At 38.5% G+C, this 23,502-nt stretch carries 19 protein-coding genes; 3 read left to right on the top strand and 16 right to left on the bottom strand.

The genetic code is table 11. The annotated features are described in order from the left end of the window. Positions 1–63 precede the first annotated feature (63 nt). The 16 genes from dnaE to rpsB all read right to left on the bottom strand — a co-directional run bounded on the left by dnaE (position 64) and on the right by rpsB (position 18,800). Positions 64–3,621, bottom strand: a complete 3,558-nt coding sequence (gene dnaE, locus H4J66_RS11585; protein ID WP_182174636.1) for a DNA polymerase III subunit alpha — start codon at positions 3,619–3,621, stop codon at positions 64–66. Then, positions 3,621–4,346 (bottom strand): ribonuclease HII, encoded by a 726-nt coding sequence (gene rnhB / locus H4J66_RS11580; RefSeq protein WP_182174633.1) that lies wholly within the window; start codon positions 4,344–4,346, stop codon positions 3,621–3,623. The genes dnaE and rnhB overlap by 1 nt, the downstream gene beginning before the upstream one ends. After that, the gene (gene lpxB / locus H4J66_RS11575; RefSeq protein ID WP_182174631.1) at positions 4,343–5,545 is read right to left on the bottom strand and encodes a lipid-A-disaccharide synthase; all 1,203 of its coding nucleotides are present in this window, start codon (positions 5,543–5,545) and stop codon (positions 4,343–4,345) included. The genes rnhB and lpxB overlap by 4 nt, the downstream gene beginning before the upstream one ends. Positions 5,546–5,577: 32 nt before the next feature. Beyond that, positions 5,578–6,372 carry an acyl-ACP--UDP-N-acetylglucosamine O-acyltransferase gene (lpxA, locus tag H4J66_RS11570; RefSeq protein WP_182174628.1) on the bottom strand — a complete coding sequence of 265 codons (795 nt, stop codon included), beginning with the start codon at positions 6,370–6,372 and terminating at the stop codon, positions 5,578–5,580. Continuing rightward, positions 6,373–6,825 carry a 3-hydroxyacyl-ACP dehydratase FabZ gene (gene fabZ, locus H4J66_RS11565; protein WP_070374046.1) on the bottom strand — a complete coding sequence of 151 codons (453 nt, stop codon included), beginning with the start codon at positions 6,823–6,825 and terminating at the stop codon, positions 6,373–6,375. A gap of 4 nt (positions 6,826–6,829) precedes the next feature. Continuing rightward, positions 6,830–7,870, bottom strand: coding sequence for a UDP-3-O-(3-hydroxymyristoyl)glucosamine N-acyltransferase (gene lpxD, locus H4J66_RS11560; protein ID WP_220463285.1), 1,041 nt, complete (start codon positions 7,868–7,870; stop codon positions 6,830–6,832). 173 nt (positions 7,871–8,043) lie between these two features. After that, on the bottom strand, positions 8,044–8,562 hold the full coding sequence (locus tag H4J66_RS11555; protein WP_259368473.1) for an OmpH family outer membrane protein: 519 nt from the start codon (positions 8,560–8,562) through the stop codon (positions 8,044–8,046). Between the two features lie 146 nt (positions 8,563–8,708). Further along, a complete protein-coding gene (bamA, locus tag H4J66_RS11550; protein ID WP_182174622.1) occupies positions 8,709–11,183 on the bottom strand; it encodes an outer membrane protein assembly factor BamA in 2,475 nt (824 codons plus the stop codon). Between the two features lie 27 nt (positions 11,184–11,210). After that, positions 11,211–12,566: a sigma E protease regulator RseP gene (gene rseP / locus H4J66_RS11545; RefSeq protein WP_182174619.1), complete on the bottom strand. Its 1,356-nt coding sequence runs from the start codon at positions 12,564–12,566 to the stop codon at positions 11,211–11,213. Next, positions 12,567–13,814, bottom strand: coding sequence for a 1-deoxy-D-xylulose-5-phosphate reductoisomerase (ispC, locus tag H4J66_RS11540; protein ID WP_182174616.1), 1,248 nt, complete (start codon positions 13,812–13,814; stop codon positions 12,567–12,569). A 13-nt stretch (positions 13,815–13,827) separates the two neighbouring features. Further along, positions 13,828–14,697 carry a phosphatidate cytidylyltransferase gene (locus tag H4J66_RS11535; RefSeq protein ID WP_182174613.1) on the bottom strand — a complete coding sequence of 290 codons (870 nt, stop codon included), beginning with the start codon at positions 14,695–14,697 and terminating at the stop codon, positions 13,828–13,830. A 69-nt stretch (positions 14,698–14,766) separates the two neighbouring features. Further along, positions 14,767–15,510, bottom strand: a complete 744-nt coding sequence (uppS, locus tag H4J66_RS11530) for a polyprenyl diphosphate synthase (protein WP_182174610.1) — start codon at positions 15,508–15,510, stop codon at positions 14,767–14,769. A gap of 99 nt (positions 15,511–15,609) precedes the next feature. Then, a complete protein-coding gene (gene frr / locus H4J66_RS11525) occupies positions 15,610–16,167 on the bottom strand; it encodes a ribosome recycling factor (protein ID WP_070374054.1) in 558 nt (185 codons plus the stop codon). A 24-nt stretch (positions 16,168–16,191) separates the two neighbouring features. Further along, positions 16,192–16,932, bottom strand: coding sequence for a UMP kinase (pyrH, locus tag H4J66_RS11520; RefSeq protein WP_070374055.1), 741 nt, complete (start codon positions 16,930–16,932; stop codon positions 16,192–16,194). A gap of 144 nt (positions 16,933–17,076) precedes the next feature. After that, entirely contained in the window at positions 17,077–17,949 is an 873-nt protein-coding gene (gene tsf / locus H4J66_RS11515) for a translation elongation factor Ts (RefSeq protein ID WP_182174607.1), read from the bottom strand. A 122-nt stretch (positions 17,950–18,071) separates the two neighbouring features. Further along, positions 18,072–18,800 (bottom strand): 30S ribosomal protein S2, encoded by a 729-nt coding sequence (gene rpsB, locus H4J66_RS11510; protein ID WP_070374057.1) that lies wholly within the window; start codon positions 18,798–18,800, stop codon positions 18,072–18,074. Positions 18,801–19,261: 461 nt separating this feature from the next. Between rpsB and H4J66_RS11505 the strand changes: the two genes are divergently transcribed. The 3 genes from H4J66_RS11505 (at position 19,262) to glnD (ending at position 23,473) form a co-directional block, all read left to right on the top strand. Beyond that, the gene (locus H4J66_RS11505; protein WP_182174604.1) at positions 19,262–19,870 is read left to right on the top strand and encodes a hypothetical protein; all 609 of its coding nucleotides are present in this window, start codon (positions 19,262–19,264) and stop codon (positions 19,868–19,870) included. Positions 19,871–19,946: 76 nt separating this feature from the next. Further along, the gene (gene map / locus H4J66_RS11500; RefSeq protein WP_182174601.1) at positions 19,947–20,735 is read left to right on the top strand and encodes a type I methionyl aminopeptidase; all 789 of its coding nucleotides are present in this window, start codon (positions 19,947–19,949) and stop codon (positions 20,733–20,735) included. A 116-nt stretch (positions 20,736–20,851) separates the two neighbouring features. After that, positions 20,852–23,473 carry a [protein-PII] uridylyltransferase gene (gene glnD, locus H4J66_RS11495; RefSeq protein ID WP_182174599.1) on the top strand — a complete coding sequence of 874 codons (2,622 nt, stop codon included), beginning with the start codon at positions 20,852–20,854 and terminating at the stop codon, positions 23,471–23,473. Positions 23,474–23,502: the final 29 nt, after the last annotated feature.

The raw sequence follows: 23,502 nt of genomic DNA, 5'->3' as shown, positions 1-23,502 counted from the left end.
ATCGACCTTGTTATAAATTTTTTATAATGGTTAACAATAAATAACCCTTTAATGCGCCCTAAATTATTTAAACCTTAAAGTAACGTCGCCATCACCTAATAAGGTTTTTAATTCATGTAATAAAGGGTCTGCAGGCGTAACGCGCCATTGTACGCCTAATTCTAGCATAGCTTTTGCTTCATCTCTTTGATAAAACAACCGAACAGGACACGTACCATCCTTATAAGGTGTTAATACCTCGGTAAATTTATCAATAAAACCTGCGCCTGCCTTGTTTTTATTGACATTGATATCTACTGAAGAGACATAGTTTTCACGAGCATCACCAACCGTCATGATATCTCGAGCGGTCATTGTAATGCCTCCGGAGTATTCATCAAAGCTGACCTGTCCACTACAGACCAAAATAGCATCACTTACCAGCAATTCAGCAAAATTATCATAGTCATCGGGAAAGAGTCTAATGTCCATGCGAGCACTTTTATCGTCAAGCGTAACCAAGGCCCATCGTCTGCCGCGCTTATTGACCATAACTCTAACACCTAACACTAAACCAACCGCAACCGTGGTTTTGTCTTTACTGGTCGGTTGCAGACTTACTAAGCGTCCAGTCGCATAATGCTTTATTTCACTTAAGAAACGATTGATGGGATGACCCGTTAAATATAAACCTAACGTTTCTTTCTCTGCATTAAGCCAAACTTCTTCAGCCCACATCGGCACATCTTTAAAGGCTTGTCGCGGCTCTGCTGACGTTTCATTAATTAAGCCAAATAAATCATTCTGTCCAACTGCCTGTGCTTTTGCATATTGGTCTGCAGCCTTTATGGCTTCAGGTAATGTTTCAAATAAAACAGCACGATGTGGTACTTCTTTACCGTTGATAATTTTTTTAGGCCCTAAACTGTCCATGGCCCCGGCTTTAACTAATTTTTCTAAAACACGTTTATTAATTTTTTTCAGATCGAGTCGCGCGCAAAAATCAAAAAGATCTGTAAATTCACCACCGGCTTCGCGTGCGGCAATAATGGCATCAATCGGACCTTCACCCACACCTTTTACTGCGCCAATACCGTAGACAATTTGATCTTGCTCGTTAACGGTAAATTTATATTGACCGGCATTAACATCAGGGGGTAGTAAATCTATACCCATATTGCCACATTCATCAACTAGGGTAACAATTTTATCGGTGTTGTCTATGTCGGCTGACATTACCGCAGCCATAAATGGCGCAGGGTAATGTGTTTTCATCCATAAGGTTTGATAAGAAACCAAGGCGTAAGCCGCTGAGTGCGATTTATTAAAACCATAACCCGCAAATTTCTCCACCAAATCGAAGATCTTCATCGCAAGTTCGCCGTCAACACCTCGGTTGATCGCGCCTTGCTCAAAGCCATCACGCTGTTTGGCCATTTCTTCAGGTTTTTTCTTACCCATAGCGCGGCGTAGCATATCCGCGCCACCTAACGAGTAACCCGCCAATACTTGCGCAATTTGCATAACCTGTTCTTGATATAAAATAATACCGTAAGTCGGTTCAAGAATAGGCTTTAAGTCAATATGTTGCCAAGTAGCATCCGGATAGCTTACTTCTTCACGACCATGCTTACGTTCAATAAAGTTATCAACCATGCCAGACTGCAATGGTCCTGGTCTAAAGAGCGCAACCAAGGCGATAATATCTTCAAAGCAGTCAGGCTTTAATTTTGCAATAAGTGATTTCATACCACTAGACTCGAGCTGAAACACTGCCGTTGTCTCAGATCTTAATAACACTTTAAAACTGGCTGGGTCTTCTAAATTAATGCGGGTAATATCAATAGGCGCTTTGCCTTGTTTTAACAATTTTGCATCAGCCATTTCGATAGCCCACTGCAAAATCGTTAACGTGCGAAGTCCCAAGAAATCAAACTTAACTAAACCGGCATCTTCAACATCATTTTTATCGAACTGAGTAACCGGGTTTTTACCCTCTTCGTCACAGTAAAGTGGCGCAAAGTCGGTAATGGTGGTTGGTGATATCACGACACCACCGGCATGTTTACCGGCATTTCGTGTTGTGCCTTCTAAAATACGGCACATATCAATTAAATCTTTGACTTCACTGTCTTGTGCGTAAGCTTCTGGCAACTTAGGCTCTTCTTCAAAGGCCTTGGCTAGTGTCATGCCTGGTGTTGGCGGTATAAGCTTAGAGATGCGGTCAACAAAACCATAAGGGTGACCGAGTACTCGTCCAACATCTCGAATAACCGCCTTGGCTGCCATGGTGCCAAAGGTAATAATTTGCGACACGGCATCACGGCCATATAGTTCAGCAACGTGATCAATAACTTCATCACGCCTGTCCATACAGAAATCGATATCAAAATCTGGCATAGAGACACGCTCAGGATTCAAAAAACGTTCAAAGAGCAAATCATATTCAAGGGGATCTAAGTCGGTAATTTTTTGGGCATAAGCGACCAACGAGCCGGCACCAGAACCACGGCCAGGACCCACAGGAATATTATTATCTTTACTCCACTGAATAAATTCCATCACGATTAAAAAATAACCGGGAAAGCCCATATTGTTAACCACTTTAAGTTCAATGGCTAAACGTTCGTCGTAGGGTTTACGCTTTTCAGCAAAATCTGCAGCGTCTTTATCAAATAAGGTCTCTAAGCGGTCTTGTAAACCTTCTTCAGAGACTTTAACCAAGTAATCTTCAATCGATAAACCTTCTGTTGGAAAGTCAGGGAGAACATATTCTCCAAGCCTAACCGTAACATTACAGCGTTTGGCGATTTCAACTGTATTCTCAATCGCTTCAGGGATGTCTGAAAATAACTCACACATTTCCTCTTCAGTTCGAAGGTACTGCTCTTTAGAATATTTTTTCGGGCGACGTTTATCGTTGAGGGTAAAACCATCATGTATGGCAACACGTATTTCATGGGCATCAAAGCGCTTAGGAGAAATAAACATCACTTCGTTCGTTGCTACCACAGGGAGCGAAGCTTTTTCTGCCAGCTCGACTGCCAAATGAATATAGTTTTCTTCGTTTTCTCTGTTGGTTCTGATCAGTTCAAGATAAAAGCAATCAGGAAAATAGCTTTGGTAAAAATCGACCATTTTATTGACTAGCTCGACATTTCCCTTAATCAGCGCTTTACCAATATCACCTTCGCGACCCGCCGACAATAAGATCAAACCTGGAGCATAGTCAATTAACCAATGCTTATCGATAACTGCCTTGCCTTGAACATGACCCCGAAGGTAGGCTTTAGAAATAAGTTCAGTGAGATTTTTGTAGCCAACATTATTTGTGGCTAAAACAACAATGCGGGAAAGTTCATTTTCTAATTCATCACTTTTAACCCAGAGATCGCAACCAATAATCGGTTTTATTCCCGCGCCATGAGCAGCATGATAATATTTAACCAGACCACAAAGGTTTGTTTGGTCGGTTAGTGCGATGGCGGGCATTCCCAAAGCTAAAGCTTTGGCGACAATAGGTTTTACTTTATTTAAACCATCACATAATGAATAGTCACTGTGCACTCGCAAATGAATAAATTTTGGTTGAGCTTTGACTGACACTAATTCGGGTGCACCAACTAATACTTGCTCTGACATTAACACTTCACCTGGGAGTCTTCTTGTTGAGTTTTTGTCGGTAAAACACCCTGCATAGCAATAACTTTTGCTACTGGCTTAAAGCTTGCTCGGTAGCAATCAAGTACACCGTGCTCTACTATTTTTTCTAAATGGGCTTTGGTTGGATAACCTTTATGTTTTGCAAAGCCATACTCGGGATGTAATTCATCTAAAGCGAGCATTTCATCATCACGAACGACTTTTGCAAGGATTGACGCCGCACTTATTTCACTGACCCGATCATCGCCTTTCACCACAGATTGGCTAGCAATGTTGCCATTCACCTGCATAAAAATAGGGCAACGATTACCATCAACTAAAACATAATCAGGTGTTACTGATAGATCTTGTACTGCTCGCTGCATCGCTAACATAGTGGCATGCAGAATATTTAAGGTATCTATTTCTTCGGGGCTTGCTCGTCCAACAGCCCAAGCAATAGCTTTTTCTTTTATTTCCACCGCAAGTAACTGACGCTTTTTATCTGATAGCTTTTTTGAATCCATCAAACCTTCAATAGGATTTTCGGGATCAAGAATAACCGCAGCAGTAACAACGTCACCCACCAAAGGTCCTCGCCCAACCTCATCGACTCCTGCGATACAGTAGGCAATGGGGTATTCAAAAGGTGGAAAAATCTTTTTAGCTTTTGCCACTTTCTTAATGGGTGTTAAACTGGTGTCGCTTACCGCTTCATTACTCATTTTGACATTAGATCCATGACAGCTTTCGCCGCTTCTTGACTGGCATTTTGTTTTAAAGCGAGATGAATTTTCATATATTCATCTTCAAGTGATGTTTGGTCTTGATATAAACGTTCTTTAACTAACGGCACAATGTTATCAACGCTAACTTTACCTTGCAGTAATTCAGGTACCAGTGTTTTTTTCGTCAATAAATTAGGTAATGAAAACCATTCTAATTTTACTAGACCTTTAAACATGTGATAAGTAAAAGCATTGAACTTATAGCAAATCACCATGGGGCGTTTAACTAATGCAGCTTCTAGGGTTACCGTACCAGAGGCCATGAGTAAACAATCACTGGCCGCCATTACTTGCTGGGTTTTATTAGTAATAATTGTTACCGCTAAATTTGGCGCTATTTTCTCTTTCAATTGGCTAAATTGTTTGGTTCTCTTATCACTGATCATCGGCACAACAAAATGTAATTGTGGGTCTTGTGCTAACAGTTCTACTGCAGACATTAAAAAAGGCTCGGTTAATCGAGATAACTCTCCACCACGACTACCGGGCATAAGTGCAAGTATTTTTTTATCAAGCGGTAAGTTAAGGGCTTGTCTCGCTTCACGCTTATCCGAGTAAAATGGAATATCGTCTGCTAGCGGATGGCCAACAAAAGTACAGGGCACTTCATATTTATCATAGAAATCTTTTTCAAAAGGCAATAACGACAGCACCATATCGGTAGCCGCTTCAATGGTAAAAATACGCTTTTCACGCCAAGCCCATACAGATGGGCTAACGTAATGAACTGTTTTAATACCCGCTTTCTTTAGTTGTCTTTCTAGGCGTAAATTAAAATCGGGTGCATCGATGCCAATAAACACGTCGGGTCTATCATTAATAAACTGAGCGGCTAAACAGTCTTTGACATGAAATAAGCGTTTGAGGCGTCCCAATACTTCAAAAATGCCCATCACGGAAAGCTCTTCCATTTCAAACAAACTTTCAAAACCCAGAGCTTGCATTTTTGGACCACCAATACCGATAAACTTGGCATTAGGGTAAACAGATATTAGAGAGCTCATAAGACCAGCGCCGAGCGTATCGCCAGAATGCTCGCCAACAACAAGCCCAAACACGGGCGGTTGTTGAGCAGTTGAACTATTTATAATGGGTGATGTTTGGAGAATAGCCTGTTTTTCTACTGTGTTTGTCATTAACCTTTACTCTATACTTTTAACAATCGTGTTTAGCGGGCAATGCCACGGCTAGAGTTTTTAATAAACTCAGCAAACAAGGTTAACTCTGGCATATCATCGGCTAATGCGGCAACTTTTTCTAAAGCTTCGTTAACGTTTAAACCTTTACGATAAACTTCTTTATAGGCTCGTTTAATCGTTAAAATAACCTCTTTGTCAAAACCTCGGCGTTTTAACCCTTCTGAGTTTAAACCAAAAGGAGAAGCCGGTTGACCAGACACCATCAAATAAGGCGGTATATCTTTTAAAATCAGCGAATTTGCCGCAACAAAGCTGTGTGCGCCAATATGACAAAACTGATGAACGCCTGTCATACCGCCTAAAATAGCGTAATCACCTACATGGACATGACCAGCAATAGAGGCATTATTTGCAAGAATACAGTGACTGCCAACGATACAATCATGGGCAACATGAGTATACGCCATAAACAAATTATTACTGCCTATTTGCGTTAGGCTATTATCTTGAATCGTGCCGCGATGGACCGTACAAGATTCACGAAAAACATTATTGTCGCCGATGATTAATTCGGTTAACTCGCCGGCATACTTCAGATCCTGACAATCTTCCCCAATACTGGCAAACTGAAAGAATTTGTTGCCTTCGCCAATTTTTGTTGGGCCTTTAATAACAACATGGGAATTAATCACACAGTTGTCGCCAATAACGACATCTTTAGAAATATAACTCCAAGGACCAATACTAACATTTTTGCCAATGCTAGCGCCTTCTTCGATAATCGCCTGTGGGTGAATTAAGCTCTGATTGTTGGAAGTCACCATTTACACCACTCTTCTTGCACACATAAGTTCAGCGCAGCAAACAACTTTACCTTCGACCCTAGCTTCGCCATAAAATTTCCACATACCGCGACGCTCTTTTAAGAACTCGACATGCAAATGCATAGTATCACCAGGCACAACAGACTTTTTAAATTTTGCCTTATCAATTGAAGCAAATAAGTACATTTCATTTTTATCTCTGCCATCTGTGCTTTTAAAGCCTAAAAGCCCGGTTGCTTGTGCTAAGGCTTCGAGGATCATCACACCAGGAAAAATAGGGAGATCAGGAAAATGACCATTAAACACAGGTTCATTAATGCTAACATTCTTAATAGCATGCAATGTTTTCATTGGCTGATAATCTAAAACGCGATCGACCAAAAGCATAGGGTAACGGTGTGGCAGTAATGCTTTGATTTCTGCAATTTCAATGGTGTTTTTTGGTAATTCCAACGGACTATTCCTTTTCAATAATATTGTTTAAGTGCTCGATGTCATGCTCTGCACTCTTAATGCGCTTAAGTATACTTTCTAATTTGCGAATTCTGGCATTATTTTTATTCCATTCTTTATTGGGTTGGCACGGCATGCCCGAAGAATAAACACCGGATTCATTAATATCTTTGGTCACCATGGTCATGCCGGTAAAAACACAACCATCACCAACTTCAATATGACCATTAATACCAACAAGGCCCGCTATCACACAATTCTTGCCAATAACGGTACTGCCTGCAATCACACTACAAGCTGCCATTGCAGTATTTTCACCAATGACAACATTGTGAGCAATTTGAATTTGATTATCTAAAATAACACCATCTTTAATTACTGTATTTTCTAGCGCGCCACGATCGACAGTCGTACTGGCACCAATTTCGACTTTGTTACCAATAATCACGCTTCCCAGCTGAGGTATTTTCAACCATTTACCTTGGTCATTTGCATAACCAAAGCCATCAGAGCCAATAACCGTATTCGCTTGAATTAAACAATCTTGACCAATTTCAACACGATGATAAATGCTAACATTTGACCATAATTTAGTATTAGCGCCGATTTTTGCTTGAACACCAATAAAACAGCCCGCGCCAATAGTAACATTATCACTTATAACTACGCCCTGCTCTATCACAGTATTAGCGCCGATGGCGACATTCTCACCTAAAGTAACATCCGCTGAAATTTGAGCCGAGGGATGAATACTGTTAGCCGGTTTTGGAGTAGTATCCAGTAATTGTGCGGTAAGTGCATAACCTAAATAGGGATTATTCATCACTAGCGCATGGGTATTACAGTCATTAAGGTGTTGAGAAGAAATAATAACCGCACCAGCTTTAGTATCAGCAAGCTGTTGGCTGTATTTTTTATTGGCTAAAAATGCAATTTGTTGTGCATCAGCGGTTGATAGTGTGGCAAGTGAATGAATAATATATGTTTCATCACCATGAACCTCAGCACCAATTTTTTCAGCTAGCTGTTTGAGAGTATAAGACATAAACACTTAATATTTTTATGGATGCTCAATGAGCATAACTGGAAAAGACGCTAAAACCAATATGATTTTATTAGGCTAGAAAAAAAACTTGCAACTAATATTATCAATAATAGTTGCAAGTTTTATAACGGTAAGGCTTCAATTAACCTTTTATCTTCTACTTAGCGGTAGACTTAGTTAAGTTTACTAACCTGTTCAACAACCTTATTAGTGATCATTGCATCTGGCTTAGCAAAAATAACGGCTTGCTGTTCTAAAATAAGGTCATATTTGTCTTTTGCAGCAATGCTGTCGATAGCTTGACGAACCAAGGCAATAATTTTGTTTGTTTCTTCGTTCTTACGTAAGCCTGTTGCTTGTTGGAACGCTTTACCTTTAGCTTGGTAATCTTGATATAATGTTGCGATTTGAGTATCAAGTTCTTCGATATCTTTAGCGCTCATTAATGAACCGTCACGCTGTTTCTTTTCTTGGTAATACTTAATGTCTTTTTCTAACTGAGCTAAAACAGCTTTATCATCTTTAAACTCAGCTTCTAAAACCTGCATTACTGCCGTTGTTTGTGGGATTTTACTCATCACTTCTTGGAAATTAACCACGGCGATTTTTTGATCAGCAGCCATTACTGAGCTTGCTAATAACAACGTTGACGCTACTGCAGAGCAAGTAACTGTTTTAATGAATTTTTTCAATTTTATCTCCAAAATATTATTACTTCACAACTTTGATATAAGTTGCATTAATTTTTATAATTGTCATGTAATAGCTATGGGGGCTAACTATAAGAATTAAACCCCCTTAGTAAATTTATACGCACTATGCCTGAAAGTTCTCTTTATTAAAATGTTTTACCTATATTAAAACTAAAGAACTCTTTATCATCGTCTTTTTCTGATTTTAGTGCTTTCGCGAAACTAAAGATCATTGGACCCATAGGAGATAACCATTGCACTGATAAACCGGCAGAGCTTCTATAACGGCCAACATCTGAATAATCATCAATTTTTTCAAATTCAGAAGTCACTAGATCGTTGTAGTCTTCTAATTTGAACTCCGTATCCCAAACATTACCCACATCGACAAAAAAGCTGGTGCGAACACTGTTCGAAAAACCTTCATCAAGTAAGGGGGTCGGTACAATAAGTTCGATACCCGCAACAACTATGGCATTACCACCAACGGAACGCTGTGAGACGTTAATAAAATCGTGATCTTGCCCTAAACAACAACTACTTCCGCCCTCGACCGGATCAGGGGTACCGGTGATTTGTGTTGGATAGCGAAATACCGCACGTGGGCCAACAATGTTATTTTCAAAACCACGTAACGTATCAGAACCACCCGCTCTAAAGTTTTCCCAGAAAGGCAATATCTGGTCATTACCATCTATGGTGCCATAACCATTACCGTAACCGGCGTTTAAACGTGCGAGCACTGTCCAACGTTGGTCTTGTGTTAATGGGAAGTACCATTTAGTGTCTAAATTAATTTTAAAATAATCAACATCTGAATTTGGCGTTGTCATTTTATAAGTCAAACTTTGACTTGAGCCGTCTGTTGGAAAGGTACCACGGTTCAATGTCGTGCGAGATATAGCCACCGACAAATCGAAACTTTCAAATTCTAAACCGCCATCTGGGTTATTAGGATCAGAATATATCTCGTAAAATTGTTGAATTTGTTCGTAAGTTTGTAAACGTGTAATACCGTTACTTTTGTAACCTACGCCAAAGTTTAAACGAACATATTCATTAATAGGAAAGCCTAAGTTCAGCCCGACACCATAAGTTCTATTATTGTATTCAACTAAGTTAGCATTACCCGCATTAAACTCGTTGTAATATATTTGTCCACCTAAAGAAACAGCATCGACAGTAAAGTATGGGTCGGTATAAGAAATACTCGCACTTTTCTGATAACTCATGGTATTAACATTAAATGCCAAGCGGTTACCCGTTCCTAAAAAGTTGTTTTGCTGTATACCCGCACTTAAACTTAAATTAGTCGTAGAACCATAACCAATGCCGGCAGTAAAAGACCCAGAAGGTTGCTCTTTAACCATAAAGTCAATATTAACTAAGTCATCATCACCTGGTAATTGTTTAGTTTCGTATTCAACATCTTCCAAGTAAGGTAAACGTTGTAGCCATGCTTTTGAACTTTCGGCAGCATTATTCGATAACCAAGCACCTTCCATTTGACGCATTTCACGGCGTAGTACTTTATCGGCAGTAACATTATTACCTGCGAAGTTAATGCGGTTAACGTAAACACGTTTGCCAGGGTCAATAGAAATAGTCAGTTTAACCGTTTTTTCTTCTTCATTAATTTCAGGAATAACGGTTACTTTAGGGTAAGCATAACCATAACGGCCAAGATAACGGCTGATAGTTTCTTCGGTATAAGTTACCTCTGCGCCGTTATAAAGTTTACCTGGACGTAATGGGTTAATAGCTCGGATCGTGCGTTCAAACCCAACCATATCACCAATAAAATCGATTTCACTGACTTTAAACTGTTCACCTTCAGTGATATTCAAAGCAATATAAACCGCTTTTTTATCAGGGGTCATTGACACCTGAGTAGAGTCTACTTTGTATTGCAGATAACCACGGTCTAAATAGTAACTTTTAATCGTTTCTATATCACCTTGTAAGGTTTGTTTTTGATAGCGGTCTTGCGCCATAAAATCCCACCAAGGAGAATCAAAGGTAAGTTCTATGCGTTCAAGAAGCTCAACATCAGAAAAAATTTCGTTACCAACGACGTTAATCTGCTCTATTGCTGCAGCATCACCCTCGGTGAAAACAAAATTTATGTCAACGCGGTTACGAGGCAAGTGAATAATTTCAGCTTTTACATCGGCATTATATTTACCAATACTGTGGTAAAAATCTTCCAAGCCAACCTCAATACCAGAAATTATAGTCATGTCGAGTGTTTCACCGACTCGAATATCACTGCCGTCAAGACTCTCAGTTAGTTGCTCTTCTTTTAAGTCTTTATTACCATCGAAGGTGATTTCACTGATCGTTGAACGCTCATGAACACGATAGATGACTCTATTACCTTCACGATAAACGACAACGTCATTGAAATGTCCTGACTTGTAGAGAGATTTTATCGACTGAGAAATACGGAATTCATTGAGCGTATCTCCCGTATTAAAAGGGATATGAGTCAAAGCAGCACCGAGTGCGACACGCTGTAACCCTTTTACTTCAATATCTTCTACTTGAAATTCTTCAGAGGCTTGTGCTGTTGTACCTAAGGCACCTAATAATACCGCAAGGGCAATTTTTTTAATTATCATAAATGCTAACTTTTATTACTTCTTTTGTTATAACCGCGAAAAATCGTTAAATAATGCGATACTCATTAAGCCTAAGAGGGCTAGTGTACCAAACTTAAAACCTATTTCTTGTATTTTTTCTGATACGGGTTTACCTGTGACAATTTCCACAAGGTAATAAAATAAATGCCCGCCATCAAGCACTGGTAAAGGTAATAAATTTATAATACCTAAGTTAATGCTAATTAAAGCCAGAAAACCTAAAAAATATACCAAACCATATTGTGCACTACTTCCTGCTCCTTGTGCGATAGAAATAGGCCCACTTAAGTTCTTAACAGAAATATCACCCGTCAAGAGCTTGCCTATCATGTCAAAACTCAATACTACTAAGTTCCAACTACGCTGTAAGCTTTGTCCTAAAGCATCAACAACGCCGTAACGTAACTCAAATAAATATTCTTTTGGGTAAGAGTCAGATTTTGGAACCACCCCCAAATAACCTATTTTCTTACCCGCACGTTCAATTAAAGCAGGTGTCACCACTATCTCTTGGTTTTCACCTAGTCTTTCGACGATTAAAATAACGTTTTGTTCCGGAAGTTGACTAATATTTTTTGAAAACATCGCCCAACTGCCATTAATACTTTCGTTATTGATGCTAATTAACTTGTCATCAACTTTTAGGCCGGCCTTATCTGCAACACTACCTTCTTCAATATAAGCTAGCTCAGCATAAACAGCCGCTCTATATGGAGCAATACCTAAACTACTAATGGCCGATTCTTTATCCGGTGAAAAAGACCAGTTAGCTGCATCCAAATAATAAGTTTTCGGCGAAACACTACCTTGTTCTTTTGTTTTTATAGTAAAAGCGCTCTCACCTATTTGCGAGACTAACGCTAGATTGACATCTTGCCAATCTAGGGTCTTTTGACCGGCAACTTCAATGATTTCACTGTTACTGGTAAGATTCGCCCGCTGCGCTATAGATTCTGGCATTATTTCACCAACAATCGGCTTTACACTCGGCACACCAATTAGAAACATCAGATAAAAAGCAAAAATAGCAAAAGCAAAGTTTGCTAGAGGCCCAGCAGCAATAATGGCTATACGCTGATAAACCGTTTTATTATTAAAGGTTTTATCGATATCTTCGGGCTTGACCTCATCAACGCGGCCATCAAGCATTTTAACGTAACCACCCAATGGTATTAAGGCGATAACAAACTCTGTACCTTCTTTATTAACTTTTCGCCATAATACTTTGCCAAAGCCAATTGAAAAACGTTCTACTTGTACGCCGTTTCTGCGAGCAACCCAATAATGGCCGTATTCATGCACCGTAATCAAAATACCTAAAGCGACAACAAAAGAGGCTAAATTCCAAAAAAAATCAAACAACTATAGATTACCTTTTTCGTTAACTGCATTAATAGCCACATCATCGACTACAAAGCAGCCACTGGCAATTAAATTACGTGAAAATTCTCTAGCACTTGCATCAAGCGCAACAACATCATCAATTGATGCCACCCTTTCTGAGACAAATTTATTCACAGAAGTTTCATTTATTTTTGCAATATCAGTAAATTTTATTTTTTCGTTCAAAAAAGCATCAACAGCAATTTCATTAGCGGCGTTTAAAGCTGTACATGCACCTTGGCCACTTTTACAAGCAGCTATGGCTAATTTTAAATTAGGATACTTTTGATAATCGACATCTTCAAATTCAAATGATGGTGTATTGAAAAAATCTAAGGGAGCGACACCTGAATCAATTCTCTGTGGATAAGCCAAGGCATGAGCAATGGGGGTGCGCATATCAGGATTACCCATTTGAGCTATCACGCTACCGTCTTTATATTGCACCATTGAATGAATGGTACTTTGCGGATGTAAGACAACGTGGATATCGTCAGGGTCGATATTAAACAACCATTTTGCTTCAATAAATTCTAGGCCTTTATTCATCATAGTCGCAGAGTCTACAGAAATTTTACGGCCCATTTCCCAATTAGGATGGGCACAAGCTTGTGCTGGGGTTACTTCTGCTAATTGTTCGACTGAAAAAGTTCTAAACGGACCACCTGAGCCGGTCAGTAATATTTTACTGACACCATTACTTGCTAAGTCGCATCGACCGGGCTTAGCTTGCACATTAGCGGGTAAGCACTGAAAAATAGCATTGTGTTCACTGTCTATCGGCAGTAATTCTGCACCATACTTTTCAACCGCATCTATAAACAAAGCGCCTGAAGTCACTAAAGCTTCTTTATTGGCTAACAGTACTCTTTTACCCGACTTAACTGCAGCCATAGTAGACAAAAGACCTGACGCTCCAACAATAGCAGCCATGACCGTATCTGAGGTATCAGCTTGAGCAATATCAATTAAGCCTTGTCCACCACTGAGTACTTGAATATTTTGTAAACCATTTTGGTCGAGTTTTACTTTTAAAGCTTGTGCGGCATGCTCGGCCACCATAACAACAGTGCTCGGCTTAAATTCCTGACACTGCGCCAACATTTCATCAACCCGAGTATTCGCTGATAAAGACTCAACAGAAAATAACGTGGGATGAAGCCTAACAACCTCTAAAGTGCTAACACCTATCGATCCTGTTGAACCTAAAATACAAAGTTTACGCATCGTTTATATCAACCTACTGCCAGCCTAATAAGGCATAACATAATGCATAAACTGGCGCAGTAGCGGTTAAACTATCAATTCTGTCCAAGATACCGCCATGACCAGGTAAAATTGCGCCACTGTCTTTTATACCTGCTTGGCGTTTAAACATACTTTCATTTAAATCACCTAGCACTGACACTGTCGTGATAATAGCGGTAACAATTAACGCTAAGGTAAATTGATGTTGCTGCCATCCAAGCGAGTAACCGGCAATACTAATAAAGATACAGGCACAAACAACACCACCAATAAAACCTTCGAGAGTTTTGCCTGGACTAACGTTAGGGAGAAGTTTATGTTTACCGATAGATTTACCGACAAAATAAGCACCAACATCAGCGCTCCACACCATTAAGAATAAAAACATAATCAGCTGAGCGCCATTATACGGATCTTGGTTGTAATCATTACTACGCAGCACCATAAAAGCGAGCCAAGTAGGAATAAGCGTTAACCAGCCAAATACACCACGAATCGAGCGATGGCTTGACCAAAACTTACTGTAGCGAGGATAAAGAAAGGTCAGCGTTGCTGATAGAATCCACCAAGCGACAGCAATCCATAATACCAGCGACACACCTGAATGAAGCTGTCCATCAATAGACCAGAGTTGTAACAATGGTAGTGCGTACCAAAGCGCTGATATTAGAATAATCGTCGCACAGACAAAAGCAAGTCGACGGCGCTTATTGGCAAAGCCCATTAAAGGCCCCCACTCCCATGCACCAATAGCCATAACAGCCATAAATAAAGCCGCAAATTGATCTAAAGGTAAATAGAAAATGGCGAAAATAGTTAAAGGCGCTAAGATAACAGCGGTAATAATACGTTGTTTTAACAAATGGAAACCCTTATAAATGCTATTTAATTTTATTGTTATTATTGTTTTTATTGTTTTTAATTTATAGTCTTAATTTTTTATTTGTTCACCTGTTTGGCCAAAACGTCGTTCTCTTTGGTCAAAGCATCCCATTGCGTTAATGAGCGCTTGTTCATCAAAATCAGGCCATAATGTTTCTGTAAAATAAAATTCTGCGTAAGCTGCTTGCCATAATAAAAAATTACTTATGCGAAAATCACCACCGGTACGAATAAGTAAATCAAGTTCAGGTAGGTTAGCTAAGCAAGTATATTGATGGAGTGTTTCTTCGGTTATATCATCAACAGACATGGTGTTATTGGATACTTTTTCAGCTAAAACTTTAGCGGCATTAGCGATGTCCCAACGTCCGCCATAGTTAGCTGCAATAGACAATACCATACCTTTATTGTTTGCGGTTAAATCTTCTGAAACTTTTATTTTTTTCTGTAACGTTTCTGAAAAACGTGAAACATCGCCAATCACTTGGAAGCGCACATCATTTTTATGAAGCTTCTTCACTTCTCGTGTTAGCACAAACATGAATAAATCCATCAATACGCTAACTTCTTGTTCTGGACGCTGCCAATTTTCACTACTAAAGGCAAAAAGTGTTAATGCTTTCACTCCGTATTTTATTGCAGTACTCACTGATGTCCGAACCGATTCAACACCTGATTTATGACCTGCAACTCGTGTTTTTCCACGTTGTTGCGCCCAACGTCCATTACCATCCATTATAATGGCAACGTGTTGCGGTACTTTTATTAAAGTATCTGTTATTGCTTCAGTCATAATCGTTCCGTCATGCTAATCAAGCTAGATTCAAATTTTCTGTAAAAAAAACCGTAGTGATCATTTAATAACTACGGTTTATATTATCGGTTAAAGAAGTTATATTTCCATTAACTCTTTTTCTTTAATAGATAAGATATCATCAACCTGTTTTACATACGTATCGGTTAATTTTTGAATATCATCTTCAGACTGATGCATTTCATCATCATTGATTTCTTTTTCTTTATTTAATGATTTTACATCTGAATTAGCATCGCGGCGGATATTACGAATAGCTACCTTGCCATTTTCAGCTTCATTTTTAACCACTTTAACAAGATCTTTACGACGTTCTTCTGTTAAAGGTGGTAAAGGAATACGAATAAGTGTTCCTTGAGATGATGGGTTCAAGCCCAAATCAGATTTCAAAATTGCTTTTTCAACTGCACCGATCATGCCTTTATCAAAGACAGTAATCGCTAAAGTACGGGCATCAGGCGTAGCAATGTTGCCCACTTGACTTAATGGTGTTTCCATACCGTAATAATCAACAACAATATTATCAAGTAAAGAACGATGTGCTCGCCCCGTTCTTACTTTGTTTAAATTGCTTTTTAATGATTCGATACTTTTACTCATACGGTCTTGAGCATCTTGTTTTATTTCATTTATCACGTTGAATTTCCTTTAAATCAAAAATTAAACTAAATTTTCTGAATGGTCGATAGTTGTACCTTCATTACCGCCCATTACCACTGCTTTTAGTGCACCTGGCTTATTCATATTAAAAACACGAATAGTCATATTGTGATCACGCGCGAGCGTAAATGCGGCTAAATCCATTACTTTGAGTTCTTTTTCTAATACTTCGTTATAACTTAATTGGCTATATAAGGTAGCATCAGGGTTTTTAACAGGGTCATCTGAGTAGATGCCATCTACCTTAGTCGCTTTTAAAACCACATCAGCTTCAATCTCAATGCCGCGTAAACAGGCTGCTGAATCTGTGGTAAAGAAAGGATTACCGGTACCGGCACTGAAAATAACAACACGGCCAGATTTTAATAAACTGATGCCTTCAGCCCAGTTATAACGGTCACAAACACCTGCCAAGTCAATAGCAGACATTAATTTAGCATTAACAAAAGCACGATGTAAGGCATCACGCATCGCGAGGCCGTTCATTACGGTTGCTAACATACCCATTTGGTCACCAACAACGCGGTTCATTCCTGCTTCTGCAAGACCAGCGCCACGGAACAAATTACCGCCGCCAATAACTAACCCCACTTGAATGCCCATTTCAATCAGTTCTTTAATTTCTTGAGCCATACGATCCAAAACTTTAGGGTCGATACCGAAACCCTCTTCACCCATTAAGGCTTCACCACTAAGTTTTAATAAAATTCGACGATATATTGGTTTTGGACTGATGCTCATAAAAAACATTCCTGTATTTTGTCTATAAATAGGCGAAAAAAATAGCCGTGATCAATTTGACCGCGGCTATTTTAATACGTTTAGCTGACTATCGAAAGTCTAAACTGAAAAAAGAACTGTTTTACTGAATTAAATGCTTAAAAATTAAGCTTTTGATGCAGCAATTTGTGCTTCAACTTCAGCAGCAAAATCTTCTTCTTTCTTAGCAATGCCTTCACCAACTTCTAAACGAACAAAGTTAGAAACCGTAATGCCTTTCTCTTTAAGAACAACACCAACAGTTTTCTTAGGTTCCATGATGAATGCTTGACCTGTCAAAGAAATTTCACCGGTAAATTTCTTCATACGACCTATGATGATCTTTTCAAGTAATTCAACAGGTTTTTTCTTTTTATCATCAAGAGCATCGTTTTCAGCTTTTAAGATATCTAGTTGAATACGCTGTTCATTTTCTACAACACTATCAGCAACATCTTCAGGTGTTAAAAATTCAGGCTTACTTGCAGCAACGTGCATAGCAATGTGCTTTAATGATTCAGCATCGCCTTTACCAGCAACAACAACACCAATACTAGCGCCATGGCTGTATGAAGCTAATGCAGCACCTTCAACGTATGAAACGCGACGGATATTGATGTTTTCACCAATTTTAGTCACAAGCGTAATACGCTTTTCTTCAAATTGAGCTTGTAACTCTTCGATTGTCGCTTTTGATGCTAAAGCAGCGTCTGCAACTTCGTTAGCAAAACCTAAGAAGTTAGAATCTTTTGCAACAAAATCAGTCTGACAGTTAACTTCAAGAAGTGCAGCAACGCCATCAGCGCTTTTAATTAAAATAGCACCCTCAGCAGCGATGTTACCGGCTTTTTTAGCCGCTTTTGCTTGACCGTTCTTACGCATATTTTCAATCGCAAGTTCCATGTCGCCTTCAGCTTCTTGTAAAGCTTTTTTACAATCCATCATGCCCGCAGCTGTGCGTTCACGAAGTTCTTTTACCATTGCAGCAGTAATTACCATGAGAGAATTCCTCAAATTTTGTTATCCCCTAAACTATTTAAAGCCGGGCATAAATATTAATATGTTGCCACAAGCGCAAACACGCTTGTGGCAATAGCAAAAAAGATTATGAAAAACTGAAATTATTCAGCTTCTACAAAACCGTCTTTTTCAGCTTGAACAACAATGTTCTTTTCACGACCAGCTAAAACTGCGTTAGCAGCAGAATCAGTGTATAAAGTCACAGCGCGAATTGCATCGTCGTTACCCGGGATAATGAAATCAATGTTATCTGGGTTTGAGTTTGTATCAACTACAGATATTACTGGAATACCTAAGTTTTTAGCTTCTTTGATAGAAATGTGTTCGTGATCAGCATCAATGATGAATAAAACGTCAGGTAAACCACCCATGTTTTTGATTCCACCAAGACTTTTGTCAAGTTTTTCCATTTCACGTGTACGCATTAAAGCTTCTTTTTTAGTAAGAGCTTCAAAAGTACCGTCAGAGCTTTGTGCTTCAAGATCTTTTAAACGCTTAATTGATTGACGAACTGTTTTCCAGTTAGTCAACATACCACCTAACCAACGGTGATTAACGTAAAACTGATCACATTTAATAGCAGCATCTTTAATTGCATCGCTTGCAGCGCGCTTAGTACCAACAAATAAAACTTTACCTTTTTTCGCAGAAACACCTGATAAGAAAGCAAGGGCCTCATTGAACATAGGAACAGTTTGTTCAAGGTTGATGATATGAACTTTATCGCGTGAACCAAAAATGTAAGTTTTCATTTTTGGGTTCCAGTAACGGGTTTTGTGACCGAAATGAACACCTGCTTTAAGCATATCGCGCATAGAAACGTTTGGCATGATTTTTCCTTTATTTGGTTTAGGGGGTTAAGCGTTCATACATTCAAATATACCTGACTCTTTATTGTTCGATTATTTGCTTATAATTAAGACAAATTCAAACTGAGCACCCCGACATATTCTTAATAAATGTATGTGAATTTATAATAAGTATTATTATTTTTAATAATACAAGTTTAAAAGCTAAACACTATCGATAACAACAAGTTAGTAATCGGATAACCGAAAACACTGAGTAATACTTAGATAAAATCTAAATATCTATGCTATTAAATCGACAAATTTAACGGCGCACTTTATACCATATTAATTTACCAAAGGCTAGAAATTAACAATTAAAGGTCAATATTCCTTAATTAATATAGTAATAATATTACTGGGATAATTTTACTGTACGCGCTAAAATTAGTGGTTCTATATTTTTATTAAATTTTGACTTAACACTACGGCGATATATGACCATGTCTACTGAACTCTTTTTTATTTATGACACACACTGCCCTTGGAGCTTTGCAACAACTTCTTTAGTTAAAGAAATCGCTGATGCTTATCCAAATATCACTTTAAATTTATGGCACAGTGCTCACTATGAAGGAGATGAGAAAGTCAGCCGAAAAACTATTGATGCCGTTGAAGATGACGCTAACATTGAATTTAGTCACGAATATGTCAAAACTCTTAATGTAGAGAAAGACTCAACATTAAGTGCTAATTTAATTGGATGGGTTAGTCAAAAAGTGCCTCACTTAACCTTAGAGCTTATTGAAGCTATCCAAAAACAGCATTTTGTACAAGGTACAGCGTTTACGCACGAAAGTGATTTTCAGCCTATCATTGATGAACTTAAGCTATCACCGCCTGCAAAAGTATTTAAGGAAGGTAAAATAGCCAAGGAAGCCGAATTTGTTTTACAAGAAATTTATGATTTTCAAGAGTATATTGGTACAAAAGCGATCCCCGCCCTATTAATTGCTCATAATGAAAATCTAACCTTACTAAACCATAACTTATATTTGCAAAACCCGAGTGCAATAATAGAAGCTGTTGAGCTTGAACTTGCAAAAAACTAGACCGATAGACAATAACGACACTTTTAGGCAAAATAACAACCGTAGCCTTTACACTAAACAGACAATAGAGGAATAAATGGGTATTACAATTAAAACTCAGCAAGAAATAGAAAAAATGCGTATCGCAGGAAAACTTGCCGCCGACGTATTAGAGATGATCACACCTTATGTAAAAGCGGGTGTGACAACCAATGAGTTAAATACCCTATGCGCTGACTATACTGACAAAGTGCAAGATGCCATTTCAGCGCCATTAAATTATCATAGCTTTCCTAAATCAATTTGTACCTCAGTTAATCACGTGGTGTGTCATGGTATTCCTAACGATGTACCACTAGTTGATGGTGACATTGTTAATATGGACATTACTGTTATTAAAGATGGCTATCACGGTGATACCAGTAAAATGTTTCTTATTGGCGAAGTAAGTCTTGAAGACAATCGTTTATGTCGTATCACCAGAGAAGCTTTGTATGTGGGATTGAAAAAAGTAAAACCTGGCAACACCTTTGGTGAGATTGGCACTGCTATTCAAAAGTTTTTAAAAAAATCAGGTCGTTACTCTATTGTAAAAGAATATTGTGGCCATGGTATTGGCAGCGTTTTTCATGAAGAACCACAGATCGTTCATTATAAAAATACCGACAAAGAAAAAATGCTTGAAGGTATGTGTTTTACTATCGAACCTATGGTTAACCTTGGTCGTGCTAATACACTACTAGATAAAGAAGATAATTGGACCGTTTACACCTTAGACGGCAAAAAGTCGGCACAATGGGAACATACACTTGTTGTTACTCGCACAGGCTGTGAAATTTTAACATTGCATAGCGATGATACGATTCCAAGACATCTGCATAACTAGTTTTGTTACTGGTTTTGTTAACAAAGTATAAGTTAGCGATAGTCGTTATTTGCTTTTTAATGGCTAAATAAAGCATGATGTCTATCGCCTTAACTTATTGAGTAAAATATTCAGCTATGCAAACTCTTTTTCCGATAGAATATAGTACCCCATTAGCCGTTAGCTCCCCTTTTATTTCTACTCAAGATATTTGTCAACTTAGCCGTGATTTTCAGCAATGGCAAAAAGATAAATTTCCTTATGTAGAGGTATCCATATTAGTGTCAACGCGTTCAGAGTTTGTCGACAAAATTCTCCATAAACTTTGGTGCCAGCACAATTTAGATGAAGATCAAATTAGCTTACTTGCTGTTGGTGGTTATGGTCGAGGTGAATTACATCCTTATTCTGATGTCGATATATTATTACTGACTAAAGAAAAGATCAGTGATGCCTTATCCGAAAAAATATCCGCTTTTATTACGCAGCTATGGGATGTAAAGCTCGATATTGGTCACAGTGTCCGCAGTGTTAAAGAATGTGTAAAGCAAGCAAAAAGCGACGTTACCATAGCGACAAACCTGATGGAAATGCGCCAAATTTGTGGCAATGAAGCCCTCACACAAAATTTATATCCGTTATTGGCAAAAGATGGCTTTTGGACCTCAAAAAAATTCTTCTTGGCCAAACGCGAAGAACAATATGAACGCCACCAACAATACCATGGTGCATCTTATACGCTAGAGCCGAATTTAAAAGCTAATCCGGGTGGCCTGCGAGATATCCAAACCATCGCTTGGGTTGCCAAACGACATTTTGTTGCCGACTCACTGGAAGAACTTGTTGCTCATCATTATTTAACACAAAACGAATTTTTTGAATTATTAGAGTGTCAAGACTATCTATGGCGAATGCGTGCCGCTTTGCACATTATTGCGGGTCGCAATGAAAACCGTTTACTTTTTGACTACCAAGGCGAAGTTGCCAGTTTAATGGGCTTTGGTGATGAAGGTAAATTTGCTATTGAACGCATGATGAAGCGATTTTTTCGTATTATTGGCCGTGTTGCTGAACTTAATAAGATGCTGTTACAGCATTTTGAATATGCCATTATCAAAAAGAATCATCCAGTTGAAAAGATCCCCCTGACTAAAGATTTCATTATTATTGATGGCCAAATAAATGCAGTAAACGACAGAGTTTTTATGAGTTCAGTAAAAATTATGGAACTGTTTTTACTGGTTGCTCAAAATGAAAATATTACCGATTTACACCCTCAGACACTCAGATTATTAAGAAATGCCCGCAGACGTTTAATTTCAGGGTTAATGGATTACGCCGAATGTCGACGAATCTTCATCGAAATAATGAAGCATCCTAATGGCTTAGGCTTAACCTTTAGCTTAATGCATCGCCATTCAATTATTGCTGCTTATTTACCGCAATGGCGAAGTATTGTCGGACAGATGCAGTTTGATTTATTTCATGCATACTCTGTTGATGAACATAGCTACCGATTAATTAAAAATATTTATCGTTTTAGCCAACCTCAACACGACAATGATTATCCGCTTTGTAGCAAGATAATGCAGCGTATTCGTAAGCCAGAAGTCTTATATATTGCTGGCATTTTTCACGATATTGCGAAAGGTCGTGGTGGCGACCATGCAAAATTAGGTGCCGTTGATGCGTTAGAATTTAGCAAGGTTCACCCGATAAGTGATCACGATGGTCGCATGATTGCCTGGTTGGTCAAAAACCATTTAGTCATGTCGGTAACCGCACAACGTCGAGATATTGCTGATGAAGAAGTGATCAGAACTTTTGCTGCTATTGTCAGGGATGAAGCTCACTTAGATTATCTCTATTGTTTAACTGTTGCTGATATGCGCGCAACCAATGAAAGCTTATGGAATAGCTGGAAAGCAAATTTACTACAAGAGCTTTATTTTAATACCAAAAGAGCCTTTCGACGCGGACTCGAAAAACAAGTTGATTTACGTGCAAAAACACGAGAGAACCAAGAAAAAGCACTTGAACTGCTCAAAGATTACGAGTGCGATGCTAATCAAATTAGAACCTTTTGGAAAAAGCTTAAAGCCGAATACTTTTTACGTTATTCACCGGTACAAATTGCTTGGCATAGCCGTCATATAATAAAACATAGTATCGTAAAACCTTTAGTGTTGATCAGTCCTAAACCTTATCGAGGCGGTACTGAAATATTTATTTATACCAAAGCCTCTGCAAATATTTTCGCAAAAATGGTGACCTTACTCGACGCGCAGCGTTTATCGATTCATGATGCTAAAATTATTAGCAGTAAGAAAGGTTATACCTTAAATACCTTTGTGGTATTAGATCAAAAAAATAGAGCGATAACGGACAGCAGTCGGGCATTAGATATAGCCAACAAACTCACTAAATCATTAATGAAGCCACTGCCAAAAGTAAAAAACAAACCTGCTCCTACCTATATTGATAACTTTAAAGTTCCCACTAAAGTGAGCTTTATTGAAACAGCAACCGATAAAACTACGGTATTAGAAATAATTGCGCTTGATCAACCTGGCCTATTAGCTAAATTTGCGAAAATTTTTCAAGAAAACAAACTAAATATTCACTCAGCAAAAATTACGACTTTTGGTGAAAAGATAGATGATGTTTTTACAGTTTCAAACAGTGATAATTTAGCGTTAACACAAGAACAACAGCAACAACTTTCAGCGATGCTATGTGAAAAACAACATAGCATTTAACACTTTAGACCATAAATTTAAAAGAATAG

Origin of the sequence: Colwellia sp. MB3u-55, assembly GCF_014076785.1 — a bacterium.
Taxonomy (GTDB): domain Bacteria; phylum Pseudomonadota; class Gammaproteobacteria; order Enterobacterales; family Alteromonadaceae; genus Colwellia_A.
Note: the sequence above shows the minus strand (reverse complement) of the source record. Positions and strands in the feature narration are given on the sequence as shown.